The following is a 24,578-nucleotide window of genomic DNA, read 5'->3' on the forward strand; positions in this document are numbered from 1 at the left end:
TATAGCGGCTTGGGCGGGAGTTGCGAAGCGCCGCAAGGGCGTAGCTGAGGCGGGGAGTCGACTTTTCCCCCATGCTCCGGCTAGGGAATCGTCAGGCTGCCGGTGATTCCGGCAATTAACCACCAAACGCGGCGAAATACGCGCGGAGGACCCCCATGGCGAACGCCCATGGCGAATCGGAAACTGGCGTGGCTCTGGTCGAGCGGGTTCTTTTCGGGCTCGTCTTCGCCGCCGTTGCGGCGCTGGAGGCTTCCGGCGGGCCGACGCATCTGCTGATCGCCGGCTTTTTTGCCGCCGCTGCTCTCTATCTCCTGCGCCCGGCGAGCGATACGAACCGTCAGGCGGCCAATTTCGCGATCGATTTCATCGCCGTGGGCGTTTTCGCGGCGCTTTGCGACCGTTCCGGCGTGCTCTGGCGGGCGCCCGAGACGCTGGAGCAGCTCTTCCGCTTCTCGCCCGTGGGCGCCGGCGTCGCGACGGTCGCTTACATTGGCGGCGCGGTTGCGCTGACGGCGCGCTCGCGCATGCGGCTGCGCGGCGCGCTGTTTCTTCTGCCCTTCCTCTTCAGCCTGTTCATCGCCTTTGGCGCGCCGCCCATGACGCAAATCGGCGCGGCTTTGTTCCTGGGCCTCGACGTTCCTGAGCCGGTGGCGAAAATCGCGGCGCGGACCCTGGCGCTATTTCTCCTCAACGAGGCCGTTGTCATCGGCGTGCCGCTGGCGCTGGGCCGTTTCCTGCCGCGGCAATGGCGCCCGCATGGCATTCTCTTCGCTTCCGCCTTCATCGCGTCGCTGACGCCCTTCATGGCGACGGCGGTTTCCCAATTCGTCACCCCTTATGTGCCGGCCCCGATCGCCGCCATTGCCGCGGCCGTCGCCGAGGGGCTGGCGCAGGCCGGTCTCTGGGGCGAGACCTATCTCGTCACCCAGGCGATCGCCGGCCTGCTGCGGGCGACGCCGTCGCTCTCCGTCGTCGTCTATCAGGATTGGAAGACCGGCGCGGAGAAGGGCGCGGTCTACGGCTTCACCTTCATGGGCTTGCTGTTGGTCGCCGGGCTCGTCGTCTCTTTCCCGCCGGCGGCGGCCGCCATCGCCTATTCCGGCCCCATCGGCGGCGCCATCATCGGCGCGGCGCTTTATCCGCTCGCGCGCACGATCGTGGAGAGCACGGATTCGACGCCGCCCTTTTTCGGGCGCCTGCAAGAGGCCTATCGGCGTCGGGCGAATTTCGCGCGCGGGGCCGTCGCGGGCGCAGCCGTGGCGATCGGATTGATGATCGATCTCCCCTCGCAGAGCGGAAGCAACCGGTTCCTCTTCGGCGCCGCCGCCGGCGTTCTTATTTATGCCGGCGTCGACCTGGCGTTCGACCTCGCCGCGCTCATGCGCGATCGCCGCCAGCATTTCAGAAGCTGGCGCGTCTATATGCTGGCCGCGCTGCTCGGCGCATCGGTCGCAGGCGCCATTGCCTGGTATTTCGACGCGGACCAGCTCGGCACGGTCGTGCGGAAGTTCTTCGATTATGTTTCGCTCGACTACGCCGCCGATGGGCGGCCGCTGAACGCCTATATTGTCCGGCCGCTGTTCTCGAAATGGGGCGCGACCAATCTCGGCGTCGTCGACGGCGGTGTGCGGCTTCTCTACGACGAGTCGCTTTCCGGCGTCATTCAGTGGGTCTTCGCGGCGCCGCTCTTCTCGATCAATCTCTTCTTCCTGACCGCGCTGGTGAGGCGCAGCCTCCAGCCGCTCAAGCAGCTCGCGAGCTGGGAAGGTCTCGACATGCTCGTCGAGAACGCCGTGCGCGTGCTGCGCTGGGGCCTATGGATGGCGCCGGTCATCTACTCCTTCCTCAAGGCCACGCCCGATCCGACCTGGTACAATCAGGACGGCCTTGTCCGCACCGGCGTCGCGACCTGGATGAGCTACGTCCTGCCGGACAATGAGTTCCGCTCCTGGAGCCTCGACATTTTCACGGCGCTCCTCGCCTATGACGTCATCCGCGTGCTGATCTGGTTCGATCACATGGGCCTGCGCGTCGCGACGCTCGTGAACCTCTCTTTCGTTGGCGGCGACGCTTTGGACGAGCGGGCGGCGCGTTTCGTTGGCAAGCAGCAGGTGAGCCGCGCCATTCCCGAAGGCATCCGCCGCTTCGGCACCTGGGCGCCGCTGTTGTTGCCGTTCTACATCCCGCGCGGCGCCGAATGGGACAAAGCCTGGAGCGCCGCCGAGCAGATGGCCGGCTCGCGTCCGCCGTCCTACACCTATCTCGTGGGCGGCTATCTCGCTTATGCGGGCTTCATCGCTCTGGGGCTGGTGCTTTTCCTGCTCGGGCGGCTCGCGCAGGCGCAGAAGATACCGCTCGAGGGCATCACCGGCGCCGGCGGCGCGCCCGGCTCGCGGCCCTTGAAGCTCACCAACGGCCTGATGACCAGCGAATGGTTCCAGGACGGGCAGGGCGCGATCCGCATCGAGGGCGTCGCGCGCGGCGGCCCGGCGATCGATCTCACCCGGCGCCCGGACGATCACGCCCATCCGCGCGGGCGGTTCCTGTTCCTGCGCGAGGACGGCGGCGAACTCTGGTCGGTGGGCGAGGCGCCGACGCGCTGCCCGGGCGCCTGCGCGCAACTGACCGACGCGGGCGAAAACTGCCTCTTCTTCATCGCCGAGCAGAACGGCTTCGCCGTCGAGGCGCGCGTCTCGCTCGCCCCCGACGAGGCGGTGGAGATCCAGCATATCAAGGTCGTCAATCTCGAGCAGCGGCCCCGCAAGCTCACGCTCGCCTCGCTACGCGAATGGGTGCTGAACGAAACCGCGGTCGAGCTGCGCGACGCGGCCTATAACGCCATCCATGTCGGCACGTGGTACGTGCAGTCGCTGAACGCCATCTTCGCGCAGAACCGCCTGCTGAAGGGCGGCGCGCGGCGTCAGGCCGACCGCCGCCTCTCGCCCGAGATTGGCTTCCACGCCATCGCCGCCGGTCCGGACACGAAGATGACGATCCTCGGCTATGAGGACGTCAAATCGCGCTTTTACGGCATGGGGCCGACAAACGCGCCGGACAGTCTCAATGGCCTGGGGGAAGCGCCGCGCAGCCCCGAGGACGAAGGGCTTCTCTACGGTTTCGAACCCTGCGCGAGCCTGCGCGTCGAGATCGACATCGCGCCTGCCGGCACGGCCGAGCTTGTCGTCGTCGACGGCTGGGCGAAGGACATGGGCCGCGCGACGGCCTCCGTCACGCGCCACCTCGGCCTTGCGCCGATCGCGCCGGAGGTTCTGGACAAGGCGCTGACGCGCCGCCGCGCGCTCGTCATGCCGCCGACGCCGGCGCAGCATCGCTACGCCTTCTCGGAAGACGGCCGCAGCCTCACGCTTGCGCCCGGCACGCCGCGTCCCTTCGCCCATGTCATCGCCAACGCCGTGGGCCAGGGCTGCGTGCTGACGAACGACGGCGACATCTTCTCCTTCTCCAGCAACTCGCGGCTCAACAGCTTTACGCCCTTCCGCATGGGCGAAGGCCGCGCGGCGCCGCCCGGACAGATGATCTATGTCTATGATCTCGCCCGGACGGACCCGCACAGCCCGACCTTCGTGCCGCTGCGCCAGCGCGACGCGCGCTATGAGGTGACTTTCGCGCCGGGCTCGGCAGTTTTCCGCTCCGAGCGCGACAATCTCGAGCTGGAGATGACGGTCTTCGTGAGCCCTACGGAGCCGATCGAATTCCGCCTGCTCAAAATCCGCAACAAGGCGGATCACGAGCGGCTGTTGCAGATCGTGCCGGCGATGGAGGTCATTCTCGCCGAGATTCCCAACGAGAGCCTCGGGGTCGTGGAATCCGTCATCGACGACGACGTGCGCTCGATCTACTTCCGCAATCCTCAGAATAATTTCGTGAAGGGCTGGGCCTTCGTCACGACCTCGATCCCGGCGGAGTTCGCCGAGACGTCACGCCGCCGCTTCCTCGGCCACGAGAGCCGCAATCCCTATCTTCCCTACATGGTCGAGCACGGCCATCCCGACGCCGGCGCGCCCGAGCACGAGCGCAAGGTGGCGGCTTTCTCCGGCTCGATCGACGTGGCGGCCGGCGGGGAGGCGATCGTCGTCGTCGCGCTCGGCCAGACGACCACGCTGGAAGAGGCGAAGCGCCTCGCCTCTCTCGCCCATGATCCGGTTTACGCGCAGGCGCAGCTTACGGCGAGCGACGCGGCCTGGAGCGCGCAGCTCTCGGTGCTGCGTATCAAGACCAACCGCCCGGACGTCGATCGTCTCGTCAACGATTGGCTGCCCTATCAGCTCTTGGCCTCGCGCCTGTGGGGTCGCACCGGACCGGCGCAACGCTCCGGCGCAACGGGCTATCGCGATCAGTTGCAGGACGTCATTCCGCTCGTGCATCTCGCGCCCGAGCGCGCCCGCGCGCAGATCTTGCTGCACGCCAGGCATCAGTATCTCGAAGGCGACGCCTGCAAATGGTGGCACCGCGCCCCCAATGGCGGAACGGGCCTCGCCGACCGCACCCATTCCTCCGATCCGCATCTTTGGCTGCCCTATGTCACGATCCGCTATGTGAAGGGCACGGGCGATGCGGCGATCCTCGACGCGGTCGAGAGCTTCCTCGAAGCCAATCCGGTGCCGATGGATCAGGAGGGCGAGGCGACGGTCCCGCTCAACTCGCGCGACAAGGACACGCTGCTCGGCCATTGCGCCCGCGCCATCGACTATACGCTCGACCGTTTCGGCGCCCATGGCCTGCCGCTCGTCGGCTCCGGCGATTGGGACGACGGCATGCATCTCGTCGGCGCGCAAGGCCGCGGTGAGAGCGTGTGGCTCGGCTTCTTCCTGCACGGCATATTGGTCGATATCGCGCCCTTCTTCGAGGCGAAGGGCGACGGCGCCCGCGCGGCGCGCTATCTCGCGCGCGCCGAGAAACTGCGCGCAGCGCTCGCAGAATGCTGGCGCGGCGATCGCTATGTGCGCGACTTCGCGGACGACGGCCGCGAGCTTTCGCCGATGAGCGCCATGACCGCCCATTGGCCGACGCTCACCCATGCCGTGGATGCGGCGCGCGGCCGCGAGGCGATCGAGAAGGCGCTCGCCGTGCTCGGCCGCTCCAACCGCATCCTGCTCGTCACGCCGCCCTTCGACGAGCATTCCGATCCCTATCCCGGCCGCAGCGCCGAATATCCACCGGGCGTGCGCGAAAACGGCGGGCAATATTCGCATGGCGTTTCCTGGTTCGTCGACGCGCTGGCCAAGCTCGGCGGAGAGGCCAAAGCGGCCGGCGACGAGAAAGCCGCGCAGGAACTCTTCGCTCTGGCGTTCGAGAGCTGGATCGCCATCTCGCCGATCTCCAAGCTGCGCACGCCGGCTGAGGCGGATGTTTACGGCTTGCCGCCGCATCAACAGCCGGCCGACGTTTATGAGGGCGAGGGCTATGCAGGCCGCGGCGGATGGAGCTGGTACACGGGCGCCGCCGCGCGCATGATTTCCGCCGCCTACGCCGTGCTCGGTCTGGAGTTCGAGAATGGCGAGCTGCGCCTGCGCGCCGACGCCTTCGACCGCAAGGGCGGGGTGCAGTTGGAGGAGGTCTCCTACAAAGGCAAAGCTTTCACAAAAGAGAACAAGTCAGGGGTATAAGTAGAACGGCCGGAAGAGGTTTAAATTCCAATTGTCACGCGCGCGGCGTTTACTGTAGCGTCAATGTCAACAGGCGTCGTTTGGGCGCCTGTATTGGCGTGCTCTCATGCGTGCGTCGGCGTTATTTTTTATTTTTATTTATCTACTTAGCCCTGCTACCGCACGGGCGGGCGCTTGGCTTTACCCGGAAGGTCACGGGCAGCTTATCCTCACAACCGCCTTCGCCGACGCGCGAGGCGCCTTCGACGCCAGCGGCCGGCTGGCGCAAACGCCCTCCTATCGAAAATTCGAAGACCGCTTCTACCTCGAACATGGCGTGACCGATTGGCTGACCTTCGTCGCCGAGGGAAGCGCGATGAGCTTTCACGGCGGCGGCGAGTCGGCGCGGCTCACGCAACTCGAAGCGCTGATCGCGCAAGCAAAGGGCGGCTCGCCTCTCATTCTGCCGGCGGAAAAGGGGATAAAATTTCAGGGGCTCGGCCTCGGCGCCGCTGGCGCGCGTCTGCAGCTTTACGCTGACGCCGACTATGTGGTTTCGGTCGAAACGAGTCTGCGCGCGGCGTCGAGCGCGGCGCGTTGCTTCCTCGATATGCGCGGTCCGACGCAATTCGACGCGCGCCTCCTGATGGGGCGCTCTGTGAGCCTGTTCGGCTTCACGGGTTTCCTCGATGCGCAGATCGGCTATCGAACGCGCGGACAGAATGGCGATGAAATCCGCCTGGATCTCACCGCGGGGCTTCGGCCGATCGACCGCCTCATGGTGATGGCGCAAAGCTTCTCGGCGCTCGCGCCGCGCGGCGGGCTCTCGACCTTCATGGCCGCGCAGAAATTTCAACTGAGCGCGGTCTATGAGGCGACGCCCGCCATATCGCTGCAGATCGGGGCCCTCACTGCGCTCAATGGCGTCAATGCGCCGGCCGAGCACGGCCTCATCGGCGGAGTCTGGTGGCGCTATTGAAAGGGTTATTGCGCCTCGGCGATGGCCGAGACGGGTTCGACCTTCACATGGGCGACGCCGGCCGAGCGGAACCCGAGCGCATCTGCGGCCGTGGCGGAGACGTCGATCACGCGGCCGCCTCTAAAGGGCCCGCGGTCGTTGATGGTGACGACGACAGATCGATTGTTCACGAGATTGGTGACCCGCACCCTCGATCCAAAGGGCAGCGTGCGGTGAGCCGCCGTATAGGCGCCGACATGGCCGCCGCTCGCGGTGCGTCCGCCGAGTTTGTAATAGGAAGCCTTACCGACCCAACCTGCTTCGGCGCCGCCGGTCAACGCAACCAGCGCGACGGCTCCAATAAACATTTTCCTCAACAGCAGTCTCCTCCTCGCACATGCGTGCTTGCGGCGGTTTGCGCCGGCGATCATTGCGCCAGCGTGGCTGCTGTCAGTAGAGAGGCGTTTAGGCAAAATAAAGGTAGGAAGAAGACGTGCTCGGGATAAGAACGTCTAGAAGTGCGGCGATTCACTATAAATTGTGCGGCGCAAACGACGCGCGGTCAGTCTCTCATAATAGAAAGAAAATAGTCTGTTATACGATGCATGTCAGATGTTGATCTGCAAGCGTCGTTGCATAATCGCAACAGGGCGAAAAAATCATCCGGACGCTAGCCTGGCGGCAGAGCAGGCGCGTGTTGCTTGATTTGCCTATTGGCGGCCGCATCTAGCGGCTTCTGGCGGCGTTGCGGAGGAAGACGCGCGCCCATGCTTTTCTTCGCCGCGCGCCGCCTTCTGCAAGGAGGCGGAGATGGTTACCCTGAAATTCAACGCCGCCCTCGCGAGCGCGGCGCTGGCCGCGGCTCTGCTCGCGCAGACGGGGGCGGCTGACGCGCAACTGCGCGGCGGCGGCGGATTTGCTGGCGGCGGCGCAGCGCTCGGCGGCGGCGGAATGGCGCATGGCGCGATCGGCGGGCTTGGCGGGGGCGGACTTGGCGGCGGCGGATTTGGCGGCGGCGGTCTCGGCGGCGGGGGATTTGCACACGGGCCGATCGGCGGGCTCGGCGGGGGTGGGTTTGCCGGCGGCGGAATGGCGCGTCCCTTTGGCGGACTCGGGGGCGGCGGCGCGATGTTCGGCGCGGGACGCCCCATCGCTGGCGCTTTCGGCGGCGTTCCCCGCATGGGCGCGTTCGGCGGCGCGTGGGGCGGACGCCCATTGGGAATGTGGGGCGGTCGCGGCCTCGCCTGGGGCGGGCGCCCATATGGGATGTGGGGCGGCCGTAACCTCGCCTGGGGCGGGCATTGGGGACGCCCATGGGCGGGCTTCGGCTATCGCCGCGCGGCCTATGGCTGGGGAGGTTGGGGCTGGCGGCGGCCTTGGTGGCGCCACCGCGGCTTTTATGGCGGCTGGCCGCTGTATGGCGCCGGTCTCCTCGGCGCCGGCTGGGGATGGGGCGGCTATGGCTGGCCCTATTGGGACGATTACGGAACCTGCTGGCGGCCCCGAGTCATTCGCACTTACTGGGGTTGGCGGCGCCGCTGGGTGAATGTCTGCAGCACCTGGGGTTATCCCTCCGGGGGCTATCCCTCCTGGGGCTATGGCGGCTGGGGCGGGCCCGGGGTCTTGAGCGTCGGCTGGGGACCAGGCTGGCTCTGGTGATGAAACATCCCTCCCTCGCCGATGCGCGGGGGAGGGTTTTTTTCAGGCGGCGGCCGAGCGGGCATGAACGTCGTGCCCGCCGTTTTTCTGCATGACGTCGATGGCGATCTTCTCCTTCGCCTCGTCCCAGGCGCGCGCCCAGAGCAGCATGCCGCCATGGGCCATCTGCGCCTTCACCCAGGTCGCCTCCGCTGAGCCCAGGAGCTGGGCGAGAGTCGCGCCGATGATGCCGCCGCCCCCGCCGAGCGCCAGCGCCGCCGCGATCGCCGCGCCCAGCGTTCCGCCGGCGGCCAGCGCCATGCCGGCGCCGCCGACCGCGCCGATATAAAAGAGCGCGCCGATCAGGCCCGCCTTGGCCTCGTTGCGCGCCTCCGGGTCGATATAGGCGCCGTGCGGCGCCGCCGCGCTGCCGCCGAGCTTTTCCGCCGACAGGCTGGAGTCGCCGAGCGCCTCGCGCACCACAGCCTGCGGCGCCAGAACGCTGATTGTCGCCTGGTCGAAGCCGTCGACGAGGAGATCGTCGATCGCCGATTGCATCTGGTCGAGATTGTCGAACACGCCGACGACCTCGCGCAGCTCGCCACGTTGCTCGGGCGTAAGAGCTTTTTGCGTTTCCATTCCCGTGCTCCCCGAGCGCGGCGCGACGAAGCCGCCTGAACCAACCGCGCTCTCGCTTTGTTAAAGGGAGCGGAGAGGGCAGGGTGGCAAGGTTCGGGTGGGGGATTTTGGGGGGGTGCGAAGCGCACGTTGATGCGCTGGGCGCACCCAACGTTACCTCTTGAGCGGGGACCTCTTCGTCATGCCCGCGCTTGTCGCGGGCATCCACGCCGCGCCGCTGCGCGCGCCTTGAAGCGTTCGCGCAGCCTCTCGGCGTGGATGGCCGGGACGGAGCCCGGCCATGACGGTTGAGAGGTTGTCGGGCGGCAAGCCCGGGCTTGAGCGGCATGGCCTTGGCGATATCATCGCCAGATGCGCGGCGGCTGGGTTTACATCGTGACCAATCGGCCAAACGGGACGCTTTATCTGGGCGTGACGAGCAATCTTGCGCGCCGGGGTTGGGAGCACCGGGAAGGCGTCATAGACGGCTTCACGAAGCAATATGGCCTGAAGCGGCTGGTTTGGTACGAGCCGTTTCGCACGGCTATTCAGCGCGAAAAGACAATGAAACACTGGCCGCGCGCTTGGAAGGTGCGGCTCATTCTGGACATGAACCCCGAGTGGCGCGATTTGTACGAAGACTTGGCGAACTGAGTGTGTGAGCGGCAACTTCTCGGCCGTCATGCCCGCGCTTGTCGCGGGCATCCACGCCGCGCCTGTGCGCGCCTTGCTGCGTTTGCGGAGCCTCTCGGCGTGGATGGCCGGCACAAGGCCGGCCATGACGGTCGAGAGGTTACGCACGCACACGCACGCGTTCAGCTGCGGTCAGCTGCACCCCGTCGTACTTCCGCACGTCTCGCACTTCAAGCACGTCCCATTGCGCACCAGTGTAAAATTCGCGCACTCCGGGCAAGCCTCGCCGACATAGCCCTTCATCCGCGCCTCGGCGCGTTTTTCCGCCATGCCTTGCACCGATTTCGTCGGCTCAGTCCAGCCGAGCTGCGAGAGCGGCTCGCTGGCTTCCTCGCGCGTTACTTCCGGCGTTTCGCGCAGCGCCACGGCGCCGCCGTGCACGACCATCAGCTTGTCGGTCTTGGAGCGCAACAGGCCGCGCGAGACGATGGCGCTCGTCTCGGTGGCCTTGCCTTCGTGCTCGCCCTTGCCCAGCACGTCGTGGCCGATGTCGTCGGGCGAGACATGGGCGAGGTCGCTGCGGCCGAGATAGGAGACGGCAAGCTCGCGGAACACATAGTCGAGGATCGACGTCGCGTTCTTGATCGCGTCATTGCCCTGCACCGGGCCCGCGGGCTCGAAGCGGGTGAAGGTGAAGGCGTCGACATATTCCTCGAGCGGCACGCCATATTGCAGGCCGAGCGAGATGGCGATGGCGAAGTTATTCATCAAGCTGCGGAAGGCCGCGCCTTCCTTGTGCATGTCGATGAAGATTTCGCCCAGACGCCCATCGGCATATTCGCCGGTGCGCAGATAGACCTTGTGGCCACCGACCGCCGCTTTCTGCGTATAGCCCTTGCGGCGATCGGGGAGCTTCTCGCGCTCGCGCACCAACTGATGAATGACGCGCTCGACGATGCGCTCGGCGACATTGGCGGCGCGCGCCGGCGTGTTTTGCGCGATGAGCTCCTCGACCTTGTCGTCCTCTTCGTCCTCGCCCTGGATGAGTTGGGCCGACAAGGGCTGCGAGAGCTTGGAGCCGTCGCGATAGAGCGCATTGGCTTTGAGGCCGAGGCGCCAAGAGAGCAAGTACGCCTGCTCGCAATCCTCGATCGTCGCGTCATTCGGCATGTTGATGGTCTTGGAGATCGCGCCCGAGATGAAGGGCTGCGCCGCCGCCATCATGCGGATATGCGAGTCGACCGAGAGATAGCGCTTGCCCGTGCGCCCGCACGGATTGGCGCAATCGAAGACGGCGTAATGTTCGCCCTTCAGGAAAGGCGCGCCCTCGAGCGTCATGGCGCCGCAGGCGTGAATATTCGCCGCCTCGATCTCTTGTTTGGAGAAACCGAGATGCGTCAGCAGATCGAAATTCTTGTCGTCGAGCTGCTCGGGGGTCACCTTCAACACGCCGGTGAGGAAGTCCGGCCCGAGCGTCCATTTGTTGAAGACGAATTTGATGTCGAAGGCGCTCGGCAGGGCGGCTTCGACCGCCGCGATCTTCTCATCGGTGAAACCGCGCGCGCGCAGCGACGCCGTGTTGATCGCCGGCGCATTGGCGAGCGAGGCGTGGCCGACGGCATAGGCCTCGATCTCCGCGATCTCGCTTTCGCGATAGCCGAGCGCGCGCAGTCCTTCCGGCACGGCGCGATTGACGATCTTGAGATAGCCGCCGCCCGCGAGCTTCTTGAATTTCACCAGCGCGAAGTCGGGCTCGATGCCGGTGGTGTCGCAATCCATCACGAGGCCGATCGTGCCCGTGGGCGCGACGACGCTGACTTGCGCATTGCGATAGCCGTAGAGCTCGCCCTGCGCGAGCGCCTTGTCCCAGGCGGCCGCCGCATGTTCGGCGAGCCGCGCGTCGGCGCAGGCGGCGATGTCGAGCGGCACCGGATTGACGGAAAGGCCCTCATAGCCCGCGCGTTCGCCACGCGCCGCGCGGCGATGATTGCGGATGACGCGCAGCATCGCCTCGCGGTTTTCCATGAAGCGCACAAAGGGGCCGCGTTCCTTCGCCATTTCGGCGGAGGTGGCGTAGCAGACGCCCGTCATGATCGCCGAGAGCGCGCCGGTGATGGCGCGGCCAGCCTCGCTGTCGTAAGCGACGCCCGAGGACATCAGCAGGCCGCCGATATTGGCGAAGCCGAGGCCCAGCGTGCGATACTCATAGGAAAGCTGCGCGATTTCCTTGGAGGGAAACTGCGCCATCAGCACCGAGATTTCGAGGACGATGGTCCACAGGCGCACCGCGTGCTCGTAAGATTCGACGTCGATGCGCTTGGTCGTCGGATCGCGGAACTGCAGCAGGTTCAGCGAGGCGAGGTTACAGGCCGTGTCGTCGAGGAACATATATTCCGAGCACGGATTGGAGGCGCGGATGTCGCCGCCGGCCGGGCAGGTGTGCCAGTCGTTGATCGTGGTGTGGAACTGAATGCCCGGATCGGCCGACGCCCAGGCGGCGTAGCCGATCTTCTCCCACAGATCGCGGGCGCGCAGCGTCTTCGCCACCTTGCCGTCGAGGCGCTTGATGAGGCTCCACTCGCCGTCGTTCTCGACCGCATGCAGGAATTCATCCGTCACGCGCACGGAGTTGTTGGAGTTCTGGCCGGAGACGGTCAGATAGGCCTCGCTGTCCCAATCCGTGTCATAGGTGTCGAAGGAAATATCCTTGTAGCCCTGCTTGGCGAATTGAATGACGCGCTTGATGTAATTGTCCGCCACGTCGTTCTTGCGCGCGAGCTTGATCTCGCGCTTCAACGCCGGGTTCTTCTCCGGATTGAAGCAATCGTCGCCCGAGCCCTCGCAATTCACGCAGGCGCGCAGAATGGCCTTGAGATGCTTCTTGACGATCTTGGAGCCGGTGACGAGCGAGGCGACCTTCTCCTCCTCCTTCACCTTCCAATCGACGAAGGCCTCGATGTCGGGATGGTCGACGTCGACGACGACCATCTTCGCCGCGCGGCGCGTGGTGCCGCCCGACTTGATGGCGCCCGCCGCGCGGTCGCCGATCTTGAGGAAGGACATCAGCCCCGAGGACGAGCCGCCGCCCGAGAGCTTTTCCTTCTCGCCGCGCAGCTTCGAGAAATTCGTGCCCGTGCCGGAGCCATATTTGAACAGGCGCGCCTCGCGCACCCAAAGGTCCATGATGCCGCCGTCGTTGACGAGATCGTCCTCGATCGACTGGATGAAGCAAGCGTGCGGCTGCGGATGCTCATAGGCCGACTTCGACTTCACCATCTTACCGTTGGCGAAGTCGACGTAGAAATGCCCCTGGCTCGGGCCGTCTATGCCATAGGCCCAGTGCAGGCCGGTGTTGAACCATTGCGGCGAATTGGGCGCCGCCATCTGCATGGCGAGCATGTAGCGCAGCTCGTCCATGAAGGCCTGGGCGTCTTCCTCTGCGTCGAAATAGCCGCCCTTCCAGCCCCAATAGGCCCAGGCGCCGGCGAGCCGGTCGAAGACCTGCTTGGCGGAGATTTCGGAGACGTAGCGCTGATCCTTGGGGAGCGCGGCGAGGGCTTCCGTGTCGGCGACGCAGCGCCACAGGAAGGAGGGGATGGAGGTCTCCTCGATCTTCTTCAAGCGCGCGGGAACGCCCGCCTTGCGGAAATATTTCTGCGCGAGCACGTCCGAGGCGACCTGGCTCCATTGGGCCGGCACTTCGATGCCGTCGAGCGAGAACACCACGGACCCGTCGGGATTACGGATCTCGCTCTTGGCCGTGCGGAACTCGATAGACGCGTAAGGAGACTCGCCCGCCGTGGTGTAACGCCGCTCGATTTTCATGCCCTTCAATCTCCTTCAGGCGCGAGGCCGCGCTCGCGCGCAGCCGTTCGCCGGCCCGCGACGCAAATATCCGCCAATACGAACTCGGTTAGAGGCGCGCCGTCGCCCGCGGCCGAATCTGCTCGCGAGGTTGGAACGCCGGATACGAGGATTACGCTCAAGGAAAATGACGACATCCGGCGGAAGCCGGACACAGCCAGACGTTGGGAAGAACGCTCGCCGTGACGTCATGATCTTGTGCCTCCACACTGCGCGAGTCTGAAGATGTCGTCAAGATATGGTGGTGGATATTAACAGGGAGACAACATGTGGACAAATCGGTGAATTCTGGGGATAAATCCAGAGGCAAGGCCAGAAAAGGGCGGCGCTACCCCGTCATTGCGAGCGAAGCGAAGCAATCCAGGGCGGCGGTGCGGCTGTGGATTGCTTCGTCGCTTCGCTCCTCGCAATGACGGGGACGACTGAGCTAGCAGCCTATTTACACCGTTCCGCCGGCGCGGGCTTCAGCAGAAAAACATGGTTCTCGGCGTTTGCGGGGCTAAGATAAAGATAGGTTCCGCGCGCCTCGGGGCCCGGAAGCTCCAGCCGCTCGCGGATCGTGAGCATCAATCCTTCGGACTTCTGCTCCAGCTTAAAAGAGCCCGAGTCGTTGAACGAGACCCGGCAGGCGCGCACGCCGTCTTCCTTGCTCTTGCACCGCTCGGTTTCCTGCGCGGAGAGCGCGGCGTTGCAGACGAGGCCGGTGCGCTCCCAAAAACAGGCGCCAATCGTGCTGAAGGCGGTCTTGCCCGACCACATGGCGAGCATGGCGTCGGCGAGGATGCGCTGCTTTTCGCCGGGCGTCTCGGGCACGGACGTCTTGGCGACCGAGAGGGCGATCTTGCGCACGATCTGCCCGCGATGGGCCGCGAGCCAAGCGGCGTCGTAGACGCGTTCGTAGCAGCCCGCGAGCGGGACGATCTCCTCGGCGTAGGACGGCGCCGCGAGCGCGATCGACGCCGCGAGGAAAAGCGCCTGCCGCCCAAAAATCATGCTTTGCCTCCGGAAGTTCGCGGGCAAAACTAGAGCCTGGCGGGGCTTGTGTCACCAATCGGCGCGTCACAAAAGCTTTGTGGAATCGTGATGAAAAAATTTCTGTAATCGCGGGGGAATTATCGCGGATGTGGACCAGCCACGCGGATATTGGGCGGACGATCGCCGCTCTGACAAATCTTCAGCCGCCGTCGCCACAGAAAAAGACCATTGTTGAAACGCTTGGCCGCATGGGCTCGCTCGAGGCGCGGCTCGCGTGTCGCAAGGGCGAGATCCGCAAGGCGCAGCGCCTGCGGTATGACGTCTTCTACAAGGAAGGCGGCGCGATCCCGGACGCCAAGACCGCCTTCACCCGGCGCGACGCCGACAAGTTCGACAAATATTGCGACCATCTGATCGTCATCGACCACGCCTGGACGAACAAGCGCGGCAAGGTGAAGCCGAAGATCGTCGGCGCTTATCGGCTGCTGCGTGGCGACATGGCGCAGAAGGCCGGCGGTTTCTACTCGGCCGGCGAATATGACATCGCGCCCTTGCTCGCGCGTCACGCCGGCAAGCGGATTCTCGAGCTCGGCCGCTCCTGCGTGCTCGAGTCGCATCGCAGCAAGCGCACGATCGAGCTGCTGTGGCGCGGCCTGCTGGCTTACATCCGCGCCCATCAGATCGACGTGATGATCGGCTGCGCGAGCTTTCCGGGCGTGAGCCCGCTCGCCCACGCCCAGGCGCTGAGCTACCTCGCCCATTACGCTGGCGCGCAGGGCGAGTGGCGGGTGAAGGCGAAGACCGATCTTTATGTGCCCATGGCCATGGCGCCGAAGGACAGCCTCGACGCCAAGGCGGCGCGCGAAGCGCTCTCGCCGCTCATCAAGGGCTATCTACGCCTCGGCGCGCGCTTCGGCGACGGCGCGGTGGTGGATTTGAAGTTCAACACGACGGATGTCTTCGTCGTGATGCCGGTCGCCGAGATCGGCGCGCGCTACATCGAATATTTCAGCGGCGTCGAACGCCGCGCCGCTTAATTCTCTTGGCCAGCAACGCCCGTCATTGCGAGCGGAGCGAAGCAATCCAGGGCAGCGATCACGGCCCTGGATTGCTTCGTCGCTTACGCTCCTCGCAATGACGGCGAGCGAGGGGCCTTACCCGCGCATCTCGTGCAACATCGCCCGCACCTGCGCTTCAGTCTCCGCCGCCAGCGCTTTGCGATCCTTGCCCTCGAACGCGATTGCGTCGCCAAAGGCGACGCGGCAATGGACGCCGCCGCGTTTCATGAGGCTCCACAGATGCGGCAGGAAAGTCATGTCGCCATACCAGCCGACATCGACCGGCCGCGCCCCGTCCGTGTAAAGGATGGCCGCCGGGGCAATAGCCGCAGCGCCGTCATACGCCTGAATGGCGTCGAAATGCGCCGGCTTGAACGGCAGAACGTCGACGCCCGCGCTCGATGTGCCTTCCGGAAAGACGACGAGATCGCGGCCCCCGCGCAAAACGCCGCAGAGCGCGGCGTTGACCAGCGGAATGTCCTTGCGCGAGCCCCGCGGCACGAAAACCGTGCCCTGCAGCCGCGCCAGAAAGCCGAGAACCGGCCACCCCGCCACTTCGCTCTTGGCCAGGAAGACCAGCGGATAAAGGCTCGCGAGCGCGATGATGTCCGTCCAGGAGACATGGTTCGAGACCACGAAACGCGGGCGCGAGGCGGGCAGGGCGCCCGCGGGCGCAACCTTGATGCCGATCACGATGCACATCAGCCGGCAGAAGCCGGTTTGGATCGAGTGCTGAACCGCCCAGCCACGCCGCCGCGCGATCGTTTGGATCGGAACGAGAAAGACGAAGGCGGCCGCCATGGCGGCGACGAAGGCGAAAGCGCGGATGTAAGGCATCGGCGCGCTGATCGCGCGAGCGTGAGACAAGCGTGTGACAGCTTGGCCGAAAAATCGGCGGCTGCTAAGCTGATGCAAGTAGCTTCGTTCGGGTCTGCGTGCGAAGCATTTTTCTCCGTTGATTGCCTACTGGAGCGATGTTGTGCAGCAAATTGAAGTCAAAGTTGAAAACGACCATATCGAACGCGTAACAACTGCGAAGCCTCTAGCCGCAATTTCTGAATTAGTTTGGAATTCATACGACGCCGATGCGAACGCTGTCATCGTTGAAATTTCTGAGGGGCCACTCACAAAGCTTGGCTCCATAAGAGTAAAGGACGACGGCAGAGCTGGCCTCGCTTGTCTGGACAGCTCCCCGCGGATTTTGAGTGGATCTCTGCCGGGGTTTGCCGAACGCGGGGCGTTTCGATTTTGTCGCGGCGGCGGGAGGGCCTAGGCCCGACCAGAGCTGCGACAAAATCGACGGCGATGGTCATGCGGCCATCGCCGTTTCCTTGATGCCGAAGTAGGCCTCGTCGGGCGTGCGCCCGTCAAGCGCCGTATGCGGGCGCCCCTCGTTGTAGAAGGCCAGATAGCGGCCGATCGAGGCGCGCGCCTCGGACATGCTGTCATAGGCCTTGAGATAGACCTCCTCGTATTTCACGCTGCGCCACAGCCGCTCGACGAAGACATTGTCCCGCCACGCGCCCTTGCCGTCCATGCTGATCGATATTTTCGCATCGAGCAGCACGCCGGTGAAGTCGAGACTGGTGAACTGGCTGCCTTGGTCCGTGTTGAAAATCTCTGGCTTGCCGTATTTCGCCAGGGCCTCCTTCAAGGCTTCGACGCAGAACTCCGCCTCCATAGTGATCGACACGCGATGCGACAGGACGCGCCGCGTGAAGACGTCGACGACCGCTGCGAGATAGACGAAGCCGCGCCGCATCGGGATGTAGCTGATGTCCGTCGCCCAGACCTGGTTCGGCCGTTCGATCTTCACCCCGCGCAGCAGATACGGGTACACCTTGTGTCCCGGCGCAGGCTTGCTCGTGTTCGGCCGCCGATAGAGCGCCTCGATCCCCATCCGCTTCATCAATGTCGCGACATGCCGGCGGCCCACGGCGACGCCCTCGCGCCGCAGAAGATCGCGCAGCATCCGCGCGCCCGCGAAGGGGTGTTCGAGATGCAGCGCGTCGAGACGGCGCATCAGCTCGAGGTCCTCGGCCGAAACCGGCCGCGGCCTGTAGTAGACGGAGCTGCGGGCGACGCCCAGCGCCTTCGCCTGCCGGGCGATCGAAAGATCGTGATCGCGGTCGATCATCTTTTTGCGCTCAGCAATCCCGCTTTTGTGAGCGCGCCGGACAAAAAATCGTTCTCCAACGTGAGTTCGCCGATCTTCGCGTGAAGACCCTTCAGGTCGACGGCGGCCTCTTTCGGCTCCGTCTTATCCTGCCCGAAAACGCCGGCCGCGCCTTCCAGCAACTGGCTTCGCCACGTCGTGATCTGGTTCGGGTGGACGTCAAACTGCTGCGCCAGCTCGGCCAGCGTCTTCTCGCCCTTGATCGCGGCCAAAGCCACTTTCGCCTTGAAGGCCGGAGAATGCGTCCGGCGGCTTCGCTTCGTCATCGAATGCTCCTGATTCGCAGCGAGAATCCTCGCCGCTGTCAGGCAGAAAATCCACTCAAGCTACTGTCCGAATTCGTGAGGCCGGCTCTGGCGTCGGGATTGCGTTTGAGCAGGCTGCCCAAAGCTTCAAGTCACTCGGAGGGTCATGGAAAAAACTGGCCGCCAAGACTCCCTCTGGCCGTATTATCCACGGTAAAAAAGGACAGGGTAGATTTAAGGCATTTTCATTGGGAGATAGTGTCTCCTGGGTTTCATCTGCGGAGGGAAAACAGTTCTCTATCTCAGGAAAGCGCAGCAACCTGAAAACCTTTACGGTTTCAGATCCTATCGCCACAAAGGCCCGTGGGTGCATCGTTGAAATCTGTGAGATTAACAAAGACTTCGAAATAAGAGCTACTCATGGATTCGTTGAGAAGCTGCGTGATGTTTTCGCTTTACAGTTATTTCAAGACCCCACTTTCTCTATCGTATACGACGGCGAACGGGTCGATGCGCGCGAGTCGATCCGACGTGTGACTCCTTACAATATAACTGCCTTTGTTGAACAAGGAGACGAACTCACGGGCGAGCTCGAGGTGGTCGAGTGGAATAAGCGCGTCGAGCGTAAGCTAATGTTGTGCCTTCCCGGTCGCTTCAGCTTCCATGATATGGCACCAGGAATTCATGCTCGCGGTTTCGAATTCACCGCCTATTTGACGTCCGACTACTTTCAAAAGTTGGCAGACGAAAACACTGAAGAGCTAGTTGAGTTGGACAAGGGTGCGTCTGCCTTGATTGAGGCATGCAAAGCGAAATTGCGAGAGCATTTTCGGGCGCAGGAGGCCCAGCGGTCGCGCTACAAGATACAAGAGTGGCAGGAAGCCAAAATTTACCCTTATGAAGGCCATCCTATTGATGCGATTGAGATTAACGAGCGGCAGCTCTTCGATGTGGTCGCACTTAACCTATCCGACTACAGTCAGGACTTTGAAAGGTCGTCTCCAAAACAGCAAAAACTGGTATTGCAGCTTGTAAAGGCCGCTATTGAAAGCGGTCCGACGTCTCTCAAATATATTTTCGAAAATGTAATTGAATTGCCGCAAGCAAAGCAAGATGAGATGGCAGAACTGCTGCGTAAGACGTCTTTGACGGCTGTTATTAATGCGGCGAAAGCAGTGACGGACCGCCTTGATTTTCTGAAGGCCCTGCAAATCCTTGTGTTTGATCCAAAATCGAAGCGGCAGCTGTTGGAGCGTTCGCAATTGCACCGGATTTTGGCGCAGGAGACTTGGATATTTGGCGAACAGTTCAATCTTATGAACGACGATGAAGACCTTACTTCTGTTTTGAGAGCCCATTTGCGGATTTTAGGAAAAGACCGGGATAATCTTGCGCCCGTTGAGCCTGTTGTCGATGCTGATGGGAACACCGCAGTGGTCGACCTTATGCTTTCGTGCCGTGTCCCGACTCCGACTGATAACGAGAGAAGGCATTTGGTGGTCGAGTTGAAGCGACCTGCGCAGTCAATCAACGAGGATGTTGTCACTCAAATTAAAAGGTACGCAAAAGCTGTAGCTCTTGATGACCGTTTCAAGCACCCCGGTGTGGAATGGGATTTCGTTGCAGTCTCAAACAGAATGACCGAGGATGCCCAACTTGAAGCGAGACAGAGCGGCAAGCCGCGGGGCCTCGTATTTGAATTGGATGACCCAAAAATGCGAGTCTGGATAAAACCTTGGTCTGAAATAATTGCTGAAGCGGAAGGCCGCTTAACTTTCTACAAGCGGCGTCTCGAATATGCGGCGAACGATACTGAGGCCATACGATACCTCAAGACAATTAAAGCTGATTATTTGAGCGAAGAGGTAAAGGCCAAAATTGCCGCGCTGGAAGACGCTGGCTGATTGCGCCGCCCTTGACGCCGCCGCTTGCGGCGCCCTTATGTGCTCAGCCGCCGCGCTGGCGGTGGAGGAAGGTTCCCCAGGAGAAATTCCCATGTCCTTTGTGATTGCGCGCCGCGCTGTCGTCGTTGCGGCCCTGTCGCTCGTTTCCGCCGGGCTGGCGACGGCCCCCGCCTTCGCGCATGGCCCCTCGCGCCAGAAAGTGGTCGAGAAGATCGAGATCAATGCGCCGGCCGACAAGGTCTGGGCCATCGTCAGCAATTTCCAGGACATCAATTGGCTGCCCCCGGTCGCCAAGACCGAAGGCACGGGCGGCAATGAGGTCGGCGCCAAGCGCAAGCTGACGCTCAAGGACGGCGGTGTGATCGAGGAGTCGGTCACGAAATACGACGCGGCCGGCAAGTCGATCAGCTATAAGATCGACAATGTCGACGTGAAGGTGCTGCCGGTGAACAATTATTCCTCGACGATCACCGTCAAGGACGCGGGCGGCAAGACGGAAGTCGAATGGAAGGGCGCCTTCTATCGCGGCTTCATGAACAACGACCCGCCGCCGGAGCTCTCCGACGAAGCGGCGATCAAGGCCGTCACGGGCGTCTATACCGCCGGCCTCGCCGGGCTGAAGGCCAAGGCCGAAGGCAAGTAACCCGATAGCCCAGCGCGAGAGGGGCGCCGGGAGGATTGTAAAATGTCCAACCTGTCCCGCCGCGCCGCGCTTCTCGCGCTGGCGGCGTTCGCTTCAATGGCGTCGGCGGCCGTCGCCGGCGCCGAGCCCCCCACGCCGGGGCCCAATTCCTGGGCCGCCCATGGCGCGGCCCCGCTCAAATCGGTCGAGACCATCGTCATCGACGCGCCGCCCGAAAAGGTTTGGGCGGTGGTGGGCGACTTCGCCCATTACGACTGGCTCCCCGGCGTGAAAAGCGTCGAAGCGAGCGGCGGCAACGAGCCGGAGAAGGCCAAGCGAAAGCTCCTTATGGCCGATGGCGGCGCGGTGGAGGAAACGCTCGTGCGATGGGAAGCGGAGCGCATGACGATCGCCTGGCATCGCGACCATGACGATGTGAAGCGCCTGCCGGCCATCAATTACATGACGCATGTGACGGTGAAACCCACGGGCGAAGGCAAGTCGCTCGCCGAATGGAAGGGCCGGTTCTATCGCGGCCATCCTTTCAACGACCCGCCGCCGGGCCTCGACGACGACACAGCCCTCGTCGCCGTCACGGCGCTGCACCGCGCCGGTCTTGCGGCTCTAAAGGCGCGGGTGGAGGGGAGATGAAGCGTCCGAGCCTCCCTTCTCCCGCTTGCGGGAGAAGGTGTCGCGCCGAAGGCGTGACGGATGAGGGCCGCCCTCACCCGACCCCTGCTGACGCAGGGGCCACCCTCTCCCGCAAGCGGGAGAGGGTAATGGGCGCGGTTTGGCTTGCTGCAATGCTTTTCTCCTCCGTGGCCCACGCCGACGAAGCCTTCGTCACATCACAAGGGGCCGATGCGCTCGATATTATCGACGTCGCAACCATGACGCCGCTCGCGCGCCTCCCCATCGGCGGAAAGCCAGCGGGGATTACCGTCAGCCGCGACGGCGCGCGCGCCTATGTGACGAGTCCGGAAGGCAAGTTTCTCACGATCGTCGACGCCAAAGCGCATAAGGTCGAGCGGCGCATCGCGATTGCCGGTGGGCCGCTCGGCGTGGCCGCAGCCCCGGATGGCAAGCGCGTCTATGTCGCCGACCTCTACGGGCGCCGGCTCGTCGAGATCGACCCGGAGCAGGGCGAGCTGCGCAGCGTCGGCGTCGGCGCGATGGCCTCGGGGGTCGCGGTGACGCCGGACGGCAAGACGATCATCGTCGCCGATCGCGACGACAACGCCATCTCCTTCATCGACGCGCAAAGCTTCGCCCGCGTTGCGACGCTGCCGGTCGGCAAACATCCGTTCGGCGTGACGATCGACGCCACAGGCGCCCGCGCCTATACGGCCAATGTCGAATCGGACGATGTCAGCGTGATCGACATCGCCGCCCGCAAGGTCGTCGGGACGCTGAAGACGCAGAGCCGGCCCTATACGACGGCGCTGGCGAGCGGGCGGGTTTTTGTCGCGAACCAGCACGCCGATAGCGTGAGCGTCTTCGACGCGGCGACATTCGCGCCCCTCAGCGTCGTGAAAGTCGGCGAATATCCGGAAGGAATTGCTGCGGGCGGCGATGGTTCGCGGGTTTACGTGGCGAGCTGGTTTTCAAACGAACTCTGGTCCATCGACGCCAAAACCCTGAAGGTCGAGGGCAAGGTCGAGACCGGGGATGGGCCGAGAGCTTTCGGGGCGTTCGTCAAGACGATGGAGTGAACTTTGGAAATCTGTTTTCCTTTGGAATTTATTGTTGAAGGCGCGCCGGTTTCCCTACAGACGAAAAGAGCGGCTTCTAAGCGTGATTGGCAGGACAGGGTGCGGGCGGCAATCCGCTTCGCCTTACCCTCCGATTACTTCGCGAGCGACGACCGGATCGCCGTCACGCTCTATTATTTCCCCGACAGCGCAATGGACGGCGACATAGACAATATCGTCAAGCCGATCCTGGACGCGCTGAGCCAGCAGGTTTACCTTGACGATGGACAAGTTGAGCGGGTTGTCGTGCAGAAATTCGAACCTGACGGCATATTCCGTTTCGCCGCGCCGAGCTCCACGCTGGAAAAAGCTCTCACGCAGACGAAGCCGCTTCTCTATGTAAAGCTTTCCGATGATCCGTTCGAGGAACTGGCATGAGAGAGCCCGAGCATTCGAGACGGCTCATTATCGACCAGCTTGCGCCCCGGCTGGAGGCGGAGGGTTATTCGGTCGTCTATGAACCGCCCCGGCAACTGCTGCCTCCGTTCATGGGGAGCTACGTGCCCGACGCAATCGCGCTAGGGCAGGACAAAAAAATCGCAATCGAGGTCATTGTCGAAGGCCAGTCAAGTGAGGCCAAGGAGCGCGATTTGCGGCGGCTCTTCAGAGATGCGCGCGACTGGGAGCTCAATGTCTATTTCGTGCGGCCGGGCGAAGCAGCAGAGCTTTCTCCGGTCTCCCTCCACGCGATTGAGGACGCCATAGAATCGCTCGAGAGCTTGGCGCAGGCAGGCGCTCTGGCGGCGGCCTTGATAATGGGCTGGGGGATTTTCGAGGCGTTGGCGAGGTATCTGGCGCCCGATAAATACCGGAAGCCGCAAACGCCGGCGCGGCTGGTCGAATCTCTCGCGAACAGCGGCTATGTCACGCCCTCGGAAGCGGATTTCCTCCGTGAAGCGGGCCGGCTTCGCAATAGCTTGGCGCACGGCGATTTGGAGCGGGGCGTCAAGGAAGGCGATGTTCGGCGGCTTATCGCCGTGCTGCGTGAGCTGCGCACCTTGGCCGTCGATGGGGTGCACTGAATAAGCTTGGCCCGGCGCCCCTAGACACCGCCGCGCCGCAACGCCATAAGGAGCGCAACGACGCCGACTGGCCGGCGCAAGGCGCGCCGCAAAGAAGAGGCCGAACGCATTATGTCCATCTTCACCCGTTTCTTCACCTGGTGGGATCGCGCGACCCTCAACACGAGCCTGTGGACTGCGCTCTATGGCGAACGCGTGGGGACGGACGAATTCGGCAACGTCTATTATCGCCGCCGCGGCGGAAAGAAGGACAAGGCGCTGGGCATCGAGCGCCGCTGGGTGATCTTCAACGGCTATTGCGAGGGCTCCGCGATTCCGCAGGGCTGGCACGGCTGGCTGCATCACACGGTCGACACCCCGCCCACCAAGGAAAACTACGCCCGCAAGGAGTGGGAGCTGCCGCATCAGGCGAATTTGACCGGCACGCCGCTCGCCTACCGTCCGCCGGGATCGCAACTCTCGACCGGCGAGCGAACGCCGAGCGGCGGCGATTATGTCGCCTGGCGGCCGGAGGGCTGATTCCCCTTCCGTCCACGGAAACGCCTTTCTTGCCTGTTTATGTCGGTCCAGCGTTTTCCTCTGGCCGCTGCGCGCGGCGCGGTGACATGATGATCTCATCCCTTCGTTACGGCTTGGCGCTCGGCGCCTTCATGGCCGCGCTCTCTGGCGTGGCCGCCGCCGAACCCATCCGCCATCCCACCGCGATCTTCGCCGGTCTCGACAAGACCACCGGCCGCATCATCAACTTCGACGTGGCGATCGACGAGACCGTCCAATTCGGCTCGTTGAATGTGACGCCGCGCGTCTGCAACACGCGGCCGCAGACCGAAGCGCCGCAGACGACGAGCTTCGTCGAGGTCGATGAGGTTGCGAGCCGGCTGGAGCGGCAGGCGAAGGCCGAGCTGAAGGACGCGCGCGCGGACGCCAAGCCCGAGACGCGACAGGAGGCCAAGCGCATCTTCTCCGGTTGGATGTTCGCGGCGAGTCCCGGCCTCCACGGCGTCGAGCATCCGGTCTACGACGTCTGGCTCGTCGATTGTAAGGGCGGCAAGGAGAACGCGCCGGCGCCAGTCGCCGCCGAGGAGCCGTCCGTAGACGGCGCCGCCGCGCCTGCACCGGAAACGGGCCGCAAGAAGCGCTCGCGCAAGGTGGAGCCCAAGGCTCCGGCGCCGGTGGAGAACGCGCCGATCGGCCCGTCCGATTCTGTTCCGCCGCAGCCCGCCATGGACGGCGCCCCCGCGCCCGACGCTGGCGCGGCCGAAGCCCCGGCGCAGCCTCAGCCGCAGAAGAAAAAGAAGAGGCGGTCGTCGCCCGCCGTGACGCCTGTGGAGCCACAGCCGGGCGGGCTTCTGCCGTTCTGATCATACGGGATCCGCTTGATTAGTTCGCTGTCATTCCCGACGCTCGCGCAGCGAGCGATCGGGAATCCAGAGCAAAACCAGCTCATCTGTGGCTCTGGATTCCCGGTCGGGCTTTCAGCCCGCCGGGAATGACAAATCCTCACGCGC

20 protein-coding genes are annotated in these 24,578 nt (G+C 64.0%); 14 read left to right on the top strand and 6 right to left on the bottom strand.

Annotated elements, in window-relative coordinates; translation table 11 throughout:
• Positions 1 to 155: 155 nt before the first annotated feature.
• Together QMG84_RS08290 and QMG84_RS08295 are read left to right on the top strand one after the other, a co-directional pair.
• Positions 156 to 5,627, top strand: coding sequence for a GH36-type glycosyl hydrolase domain-containing protein (locus tag QMG84_RS08290; RefSeq protein WP_281931737.1), 5,472 nt, complete (start codon positions 156 to 158; stop codon positions 5,625 to 5,627).
• Between the two features lie 106 nt (positions 5,628 to 5,733).
• Positions 5,734 to 6,585 carry a hypothetical protein gene (locus tag QMG84_RS08295; RefSeq protein WP_281931738.1) on the top strand — a complete coding sequence of 284 codons (852 nt, stop codon included), beginning with the start codon at positions 5,734 to 5,736 and terminating at the stop codon, positions 6,583 to 6,585.
• A 5-nt stretch (positions 6,586 to 6,590) separates the two neighbouring features.
• Here QMG84_RS08295 and QMG84_RS08300 read toward each other — a convergent pair whose 3' ends face one another.
• On the bottom strand, positions 6,591 to 6,932 hold the full coding sequence (locus QMG84_RS08300; protein WP_281931947.1) for a septal ring lytic transglycosylase RlpA family protein: 342 nt from the start codon (positions 6,930 to 6,932) through the stop codon (positions 6,591 to 6,593).
• A 442-nt stretch (positions 6,933 to 7,374) separates the two neighbouring features.
• Between QMG84_RS08300 and QMG84_RS08305 the strand changes: the two genes are divergently transcribed.
• The gene (locus QMG84_RS08305) at positions 7,375 to 8,223 is read left to right on the top strand and encodes a hypothetical protein (protein ID WP_281931739.1); all 849 of its coding nucleotides are present in this window, start codon (positions 7,375 to 7,377) and stop codon (positions 8,221 to 8,223) included.
• Positions 8,224 to 8,265: 42 nt separating this feature from the next.
• Here the strand turns inward: QMG84_RS08305 and QMG84_RS08310 are convergent, their stop codons facing one another.
• Positions 8,266 to 8,841, bottom strand: coding sequence for a hypothetical protein (locus QMG84_RS08310; RefSeq protein WP_202072760.1), 576 nt, complete (start codon positions 8,839 to 8,841; stop codon positions 8,266 to 8,268).
• Between the two features lie 351 nt (positions 8,842 to 9,192).
• Here QMG84_RS08310 and QMG84_RS08315 point away from each other — a divergent pair, with 351 nt between their 5' ends.
• Positions 9,193 to 9,474, top strand: coding sequence for a GIY-YIG nuclease family protein (locus QMG84_RS08315; RefSeq protein ID WP_281931741.1), 282 nt, complete (start codon positions 9,193 to 9,195; stop codon positions 9,472 to 9,474).
• Between the two features lie 171 nt (positions 9,475 to 9,645).
• Here QMG84_RS08315 and QMG84_RS08320 read toward each other — a convergent pair whose 3' ends face one another.
• Positions 9,646 to 13,278: a vitamin B12-dependent ribonucleotide reductase gene (locus tag QMG84_RS08320; RefSeq protein ID WP_281931743.1), complete on the bottom strand. Its 3,633-nt coding sequence runs from the start codon at positions 13,276 to 13,278 to the stop codon at positions 9,646 to 9,648.
• Positions 13,279 to 13,752: 474 nt separating this feature from the next.
• On the bottom strand, positions 13,753 to 14,310 hold the full coding sequence (locus QMG84_RS08325) for a hypothetical protein (protein ID WP_281931744.1): 558 nt from the start codon (positions 14,308 to 14,310) through the stop codon (positions 13,753 to 13,755).
• 128 nt (positions 14,311 to 14,438) lie between these two features.
• On the opposite strand from QMG84_RS08325, the gene olsB reads away from it, so the two are divergent.
• Positions 14,439 to 15,329, top strand: a complete 891-nt coding sequence (gene olsB, locus QMG84_RS08330; protein WP_281931745.1) for a l-ornithine N(alpha)-acyltransferase — start codon at positions 14,439 to 14,441, stop codon at positions 15,327 to 15,329.
• A gap of 117 nt (positions 15,330 to 15,446) precedes the next feature.
• Here olsB and QMG84_RS08335 read toward each other — a convergent pair whose 3' ends face one another.
• Positions 15,447 to 16,217, bottom strand: a complete 771-nt coding sequence (locus tag QMG84_RS08335) for a lysophospholipid acyltransferase family protein (protein WP_281931747.1) — start codon at positions 16,215 to 16,217, stop codon at positions 15,447 to 15,449.
• 112 nt (positions 16,218 to 16,329) lie between these two features.
• Between QMG84_RS08335 and QMG84_RS21395 the strand changes: the two genes are divergently transcribed.
• On the top strand, positions 16,330 to 16,623 hold the full coding sequence (locus QMG84_RS21395) for an ATP-binding protein (RefSeq protein ID WP_350356508.1): 294 nt from the start codon (positions 16,330 to 16,332) through the stop codon (positions 16,621 to 16,623).
• Between the two features lie 36 nt (positions 16,624 to 16,659).
• On the opposite strand, the gene QMG84_RS08340 is transcribed toward QMG84_RS21395, so the two are convergent.
• Positions 16,660 to 17,792, bottom strand: a protein-coding gene (locus QMG84_RS08340) for an IS3 family transposase (RefSeq protein WP_281927849.1) whose coding sequence is annotated in 2 segments (ribosomal slippage) — positions 16,660 to 17,537 and positions 17,537 to 17,792 — 1,134 coding nt in all. Because the reading frame shifts where the segments join, the coding sequence is not laid out codon by codon here.
• A gap of 227 nt (positions 17,793 to 18,019) precedes the next feature.
• On the opposite strand from QMG84_RS08340, the gene QMG84_RS08345 reads away from it, so the two are divergent.
• From QMG84_RS08345 to QMG84_RS08380, 8 genes are all read left to right on the top strand, one after another.
• Positions 18,020 to 19,675: a hypothetical protein gene (locus QMG84_RS08345; protein ID WP_281931749.1), complete on the top strand. Its 1,656-nt coding sequence runs from the start codon at positions 18,020 to 18,022 to the stop codon at positions 19,673 to 19,675.
• Positions 19,676 to 19,766: 91 nt separating this feature from the next.
• Entirely contained in the window at positions 19,767 to 20,318 is a 552-nt protein-coding gene (locus tag QMG84_RS08350) for an SRPBCC family protein (RefSeq protein WP_281931750.1), read from the top strand.
• A 42-nt stretch (positions 20,319 to 20,360) separates the two neighbouring features.
• Positions 20,361 to 20,948: an SRPBCC family protein gene (locus tag QMG84_RS08355; RefSeq protein WP_281931752.1), complete on the top strand. Its 588-nt coding sequence runs from the start codon at positions 20,361 to 20,363 to the stop codon at positions 20,946 to 20,948.
• Positions 20,949 to 21,076: 128 nt separating this feature from the next.
• Positions 21,077 to 22,009, top strand: coding sequence for a YVTN family beta-propeller repeat protein (locus tag QMG84_RS08360; RefSeq protein ID WP_281931754.1), 933 nt, complete (start codon positions 21,077 to 21,079; stop codon positions 22,007 to 22,009).
• Between the two features lie 3 nt (positions 22,010 to 22,012).
• A complete protein-coding gene (locus QMG84_RS08365; protein ID WP_281931755.1) occupies positions 22,013 to 22,426 on the top strand; it encodes a RusA family crossover junction endodeoxyribonuclease in 414 nt (137 codons plus the stop codon).
• The gene (locus QMG84_RS08370; RefSeq protein ID WP_281931756.1) at positions 22,423 to 23,070 is read left to right on the top strand and encodes a hypothetical protein; all 648 of its coding nucleotides are present in this window, start codon (positions 22,423 to 22,425) and stop codon (positions 23,068 to 23,070) included. Before QMG84_RS08365 ends, QMG84_RS08370 begins: the two co-directional genes overlap by 4 nt.
• Before the next feature lie 111 nt (positions 23,071 to 23,181).
• Positions 23,182 to 23,589, top strand: coding sequence for an NADH:ubiquinone oxidoreductase subunit NDUFA12 (locus tag QMG84_RS08375; RefSeq protein WP_202072768.1), 408 nt, complete (start codon positions 23,182 to 23,184; stop codon positions 23,587 to 23,589).
• Between the two features lie 89 nt (positions 23,590 to 23,678).
• On the top strand, positions 23,679 to 24,431 hold the full coding sequence (locus QMG84_RS08380; RefSeq protein WP_281931949.1) for a DUF2155 domain-containing protein: 753 nt from the start codon (positions 23,679 to 23,681) through the stop codon (positions 24,429 to 24,431).
• Positions 24,432 to 24,578: the final 147 nt, after the last annotated feature.

The sequence above is a fragment of the Methylocystis iwaonis genome, from assembly GCF_027925385.1.
Lineage (GTDB): Bacteria > Pseudomonadota > Alphaproteobacteria > Rhizobiales > Beijerinckiaceae > Methylocystis > Methylocystis iwaonis.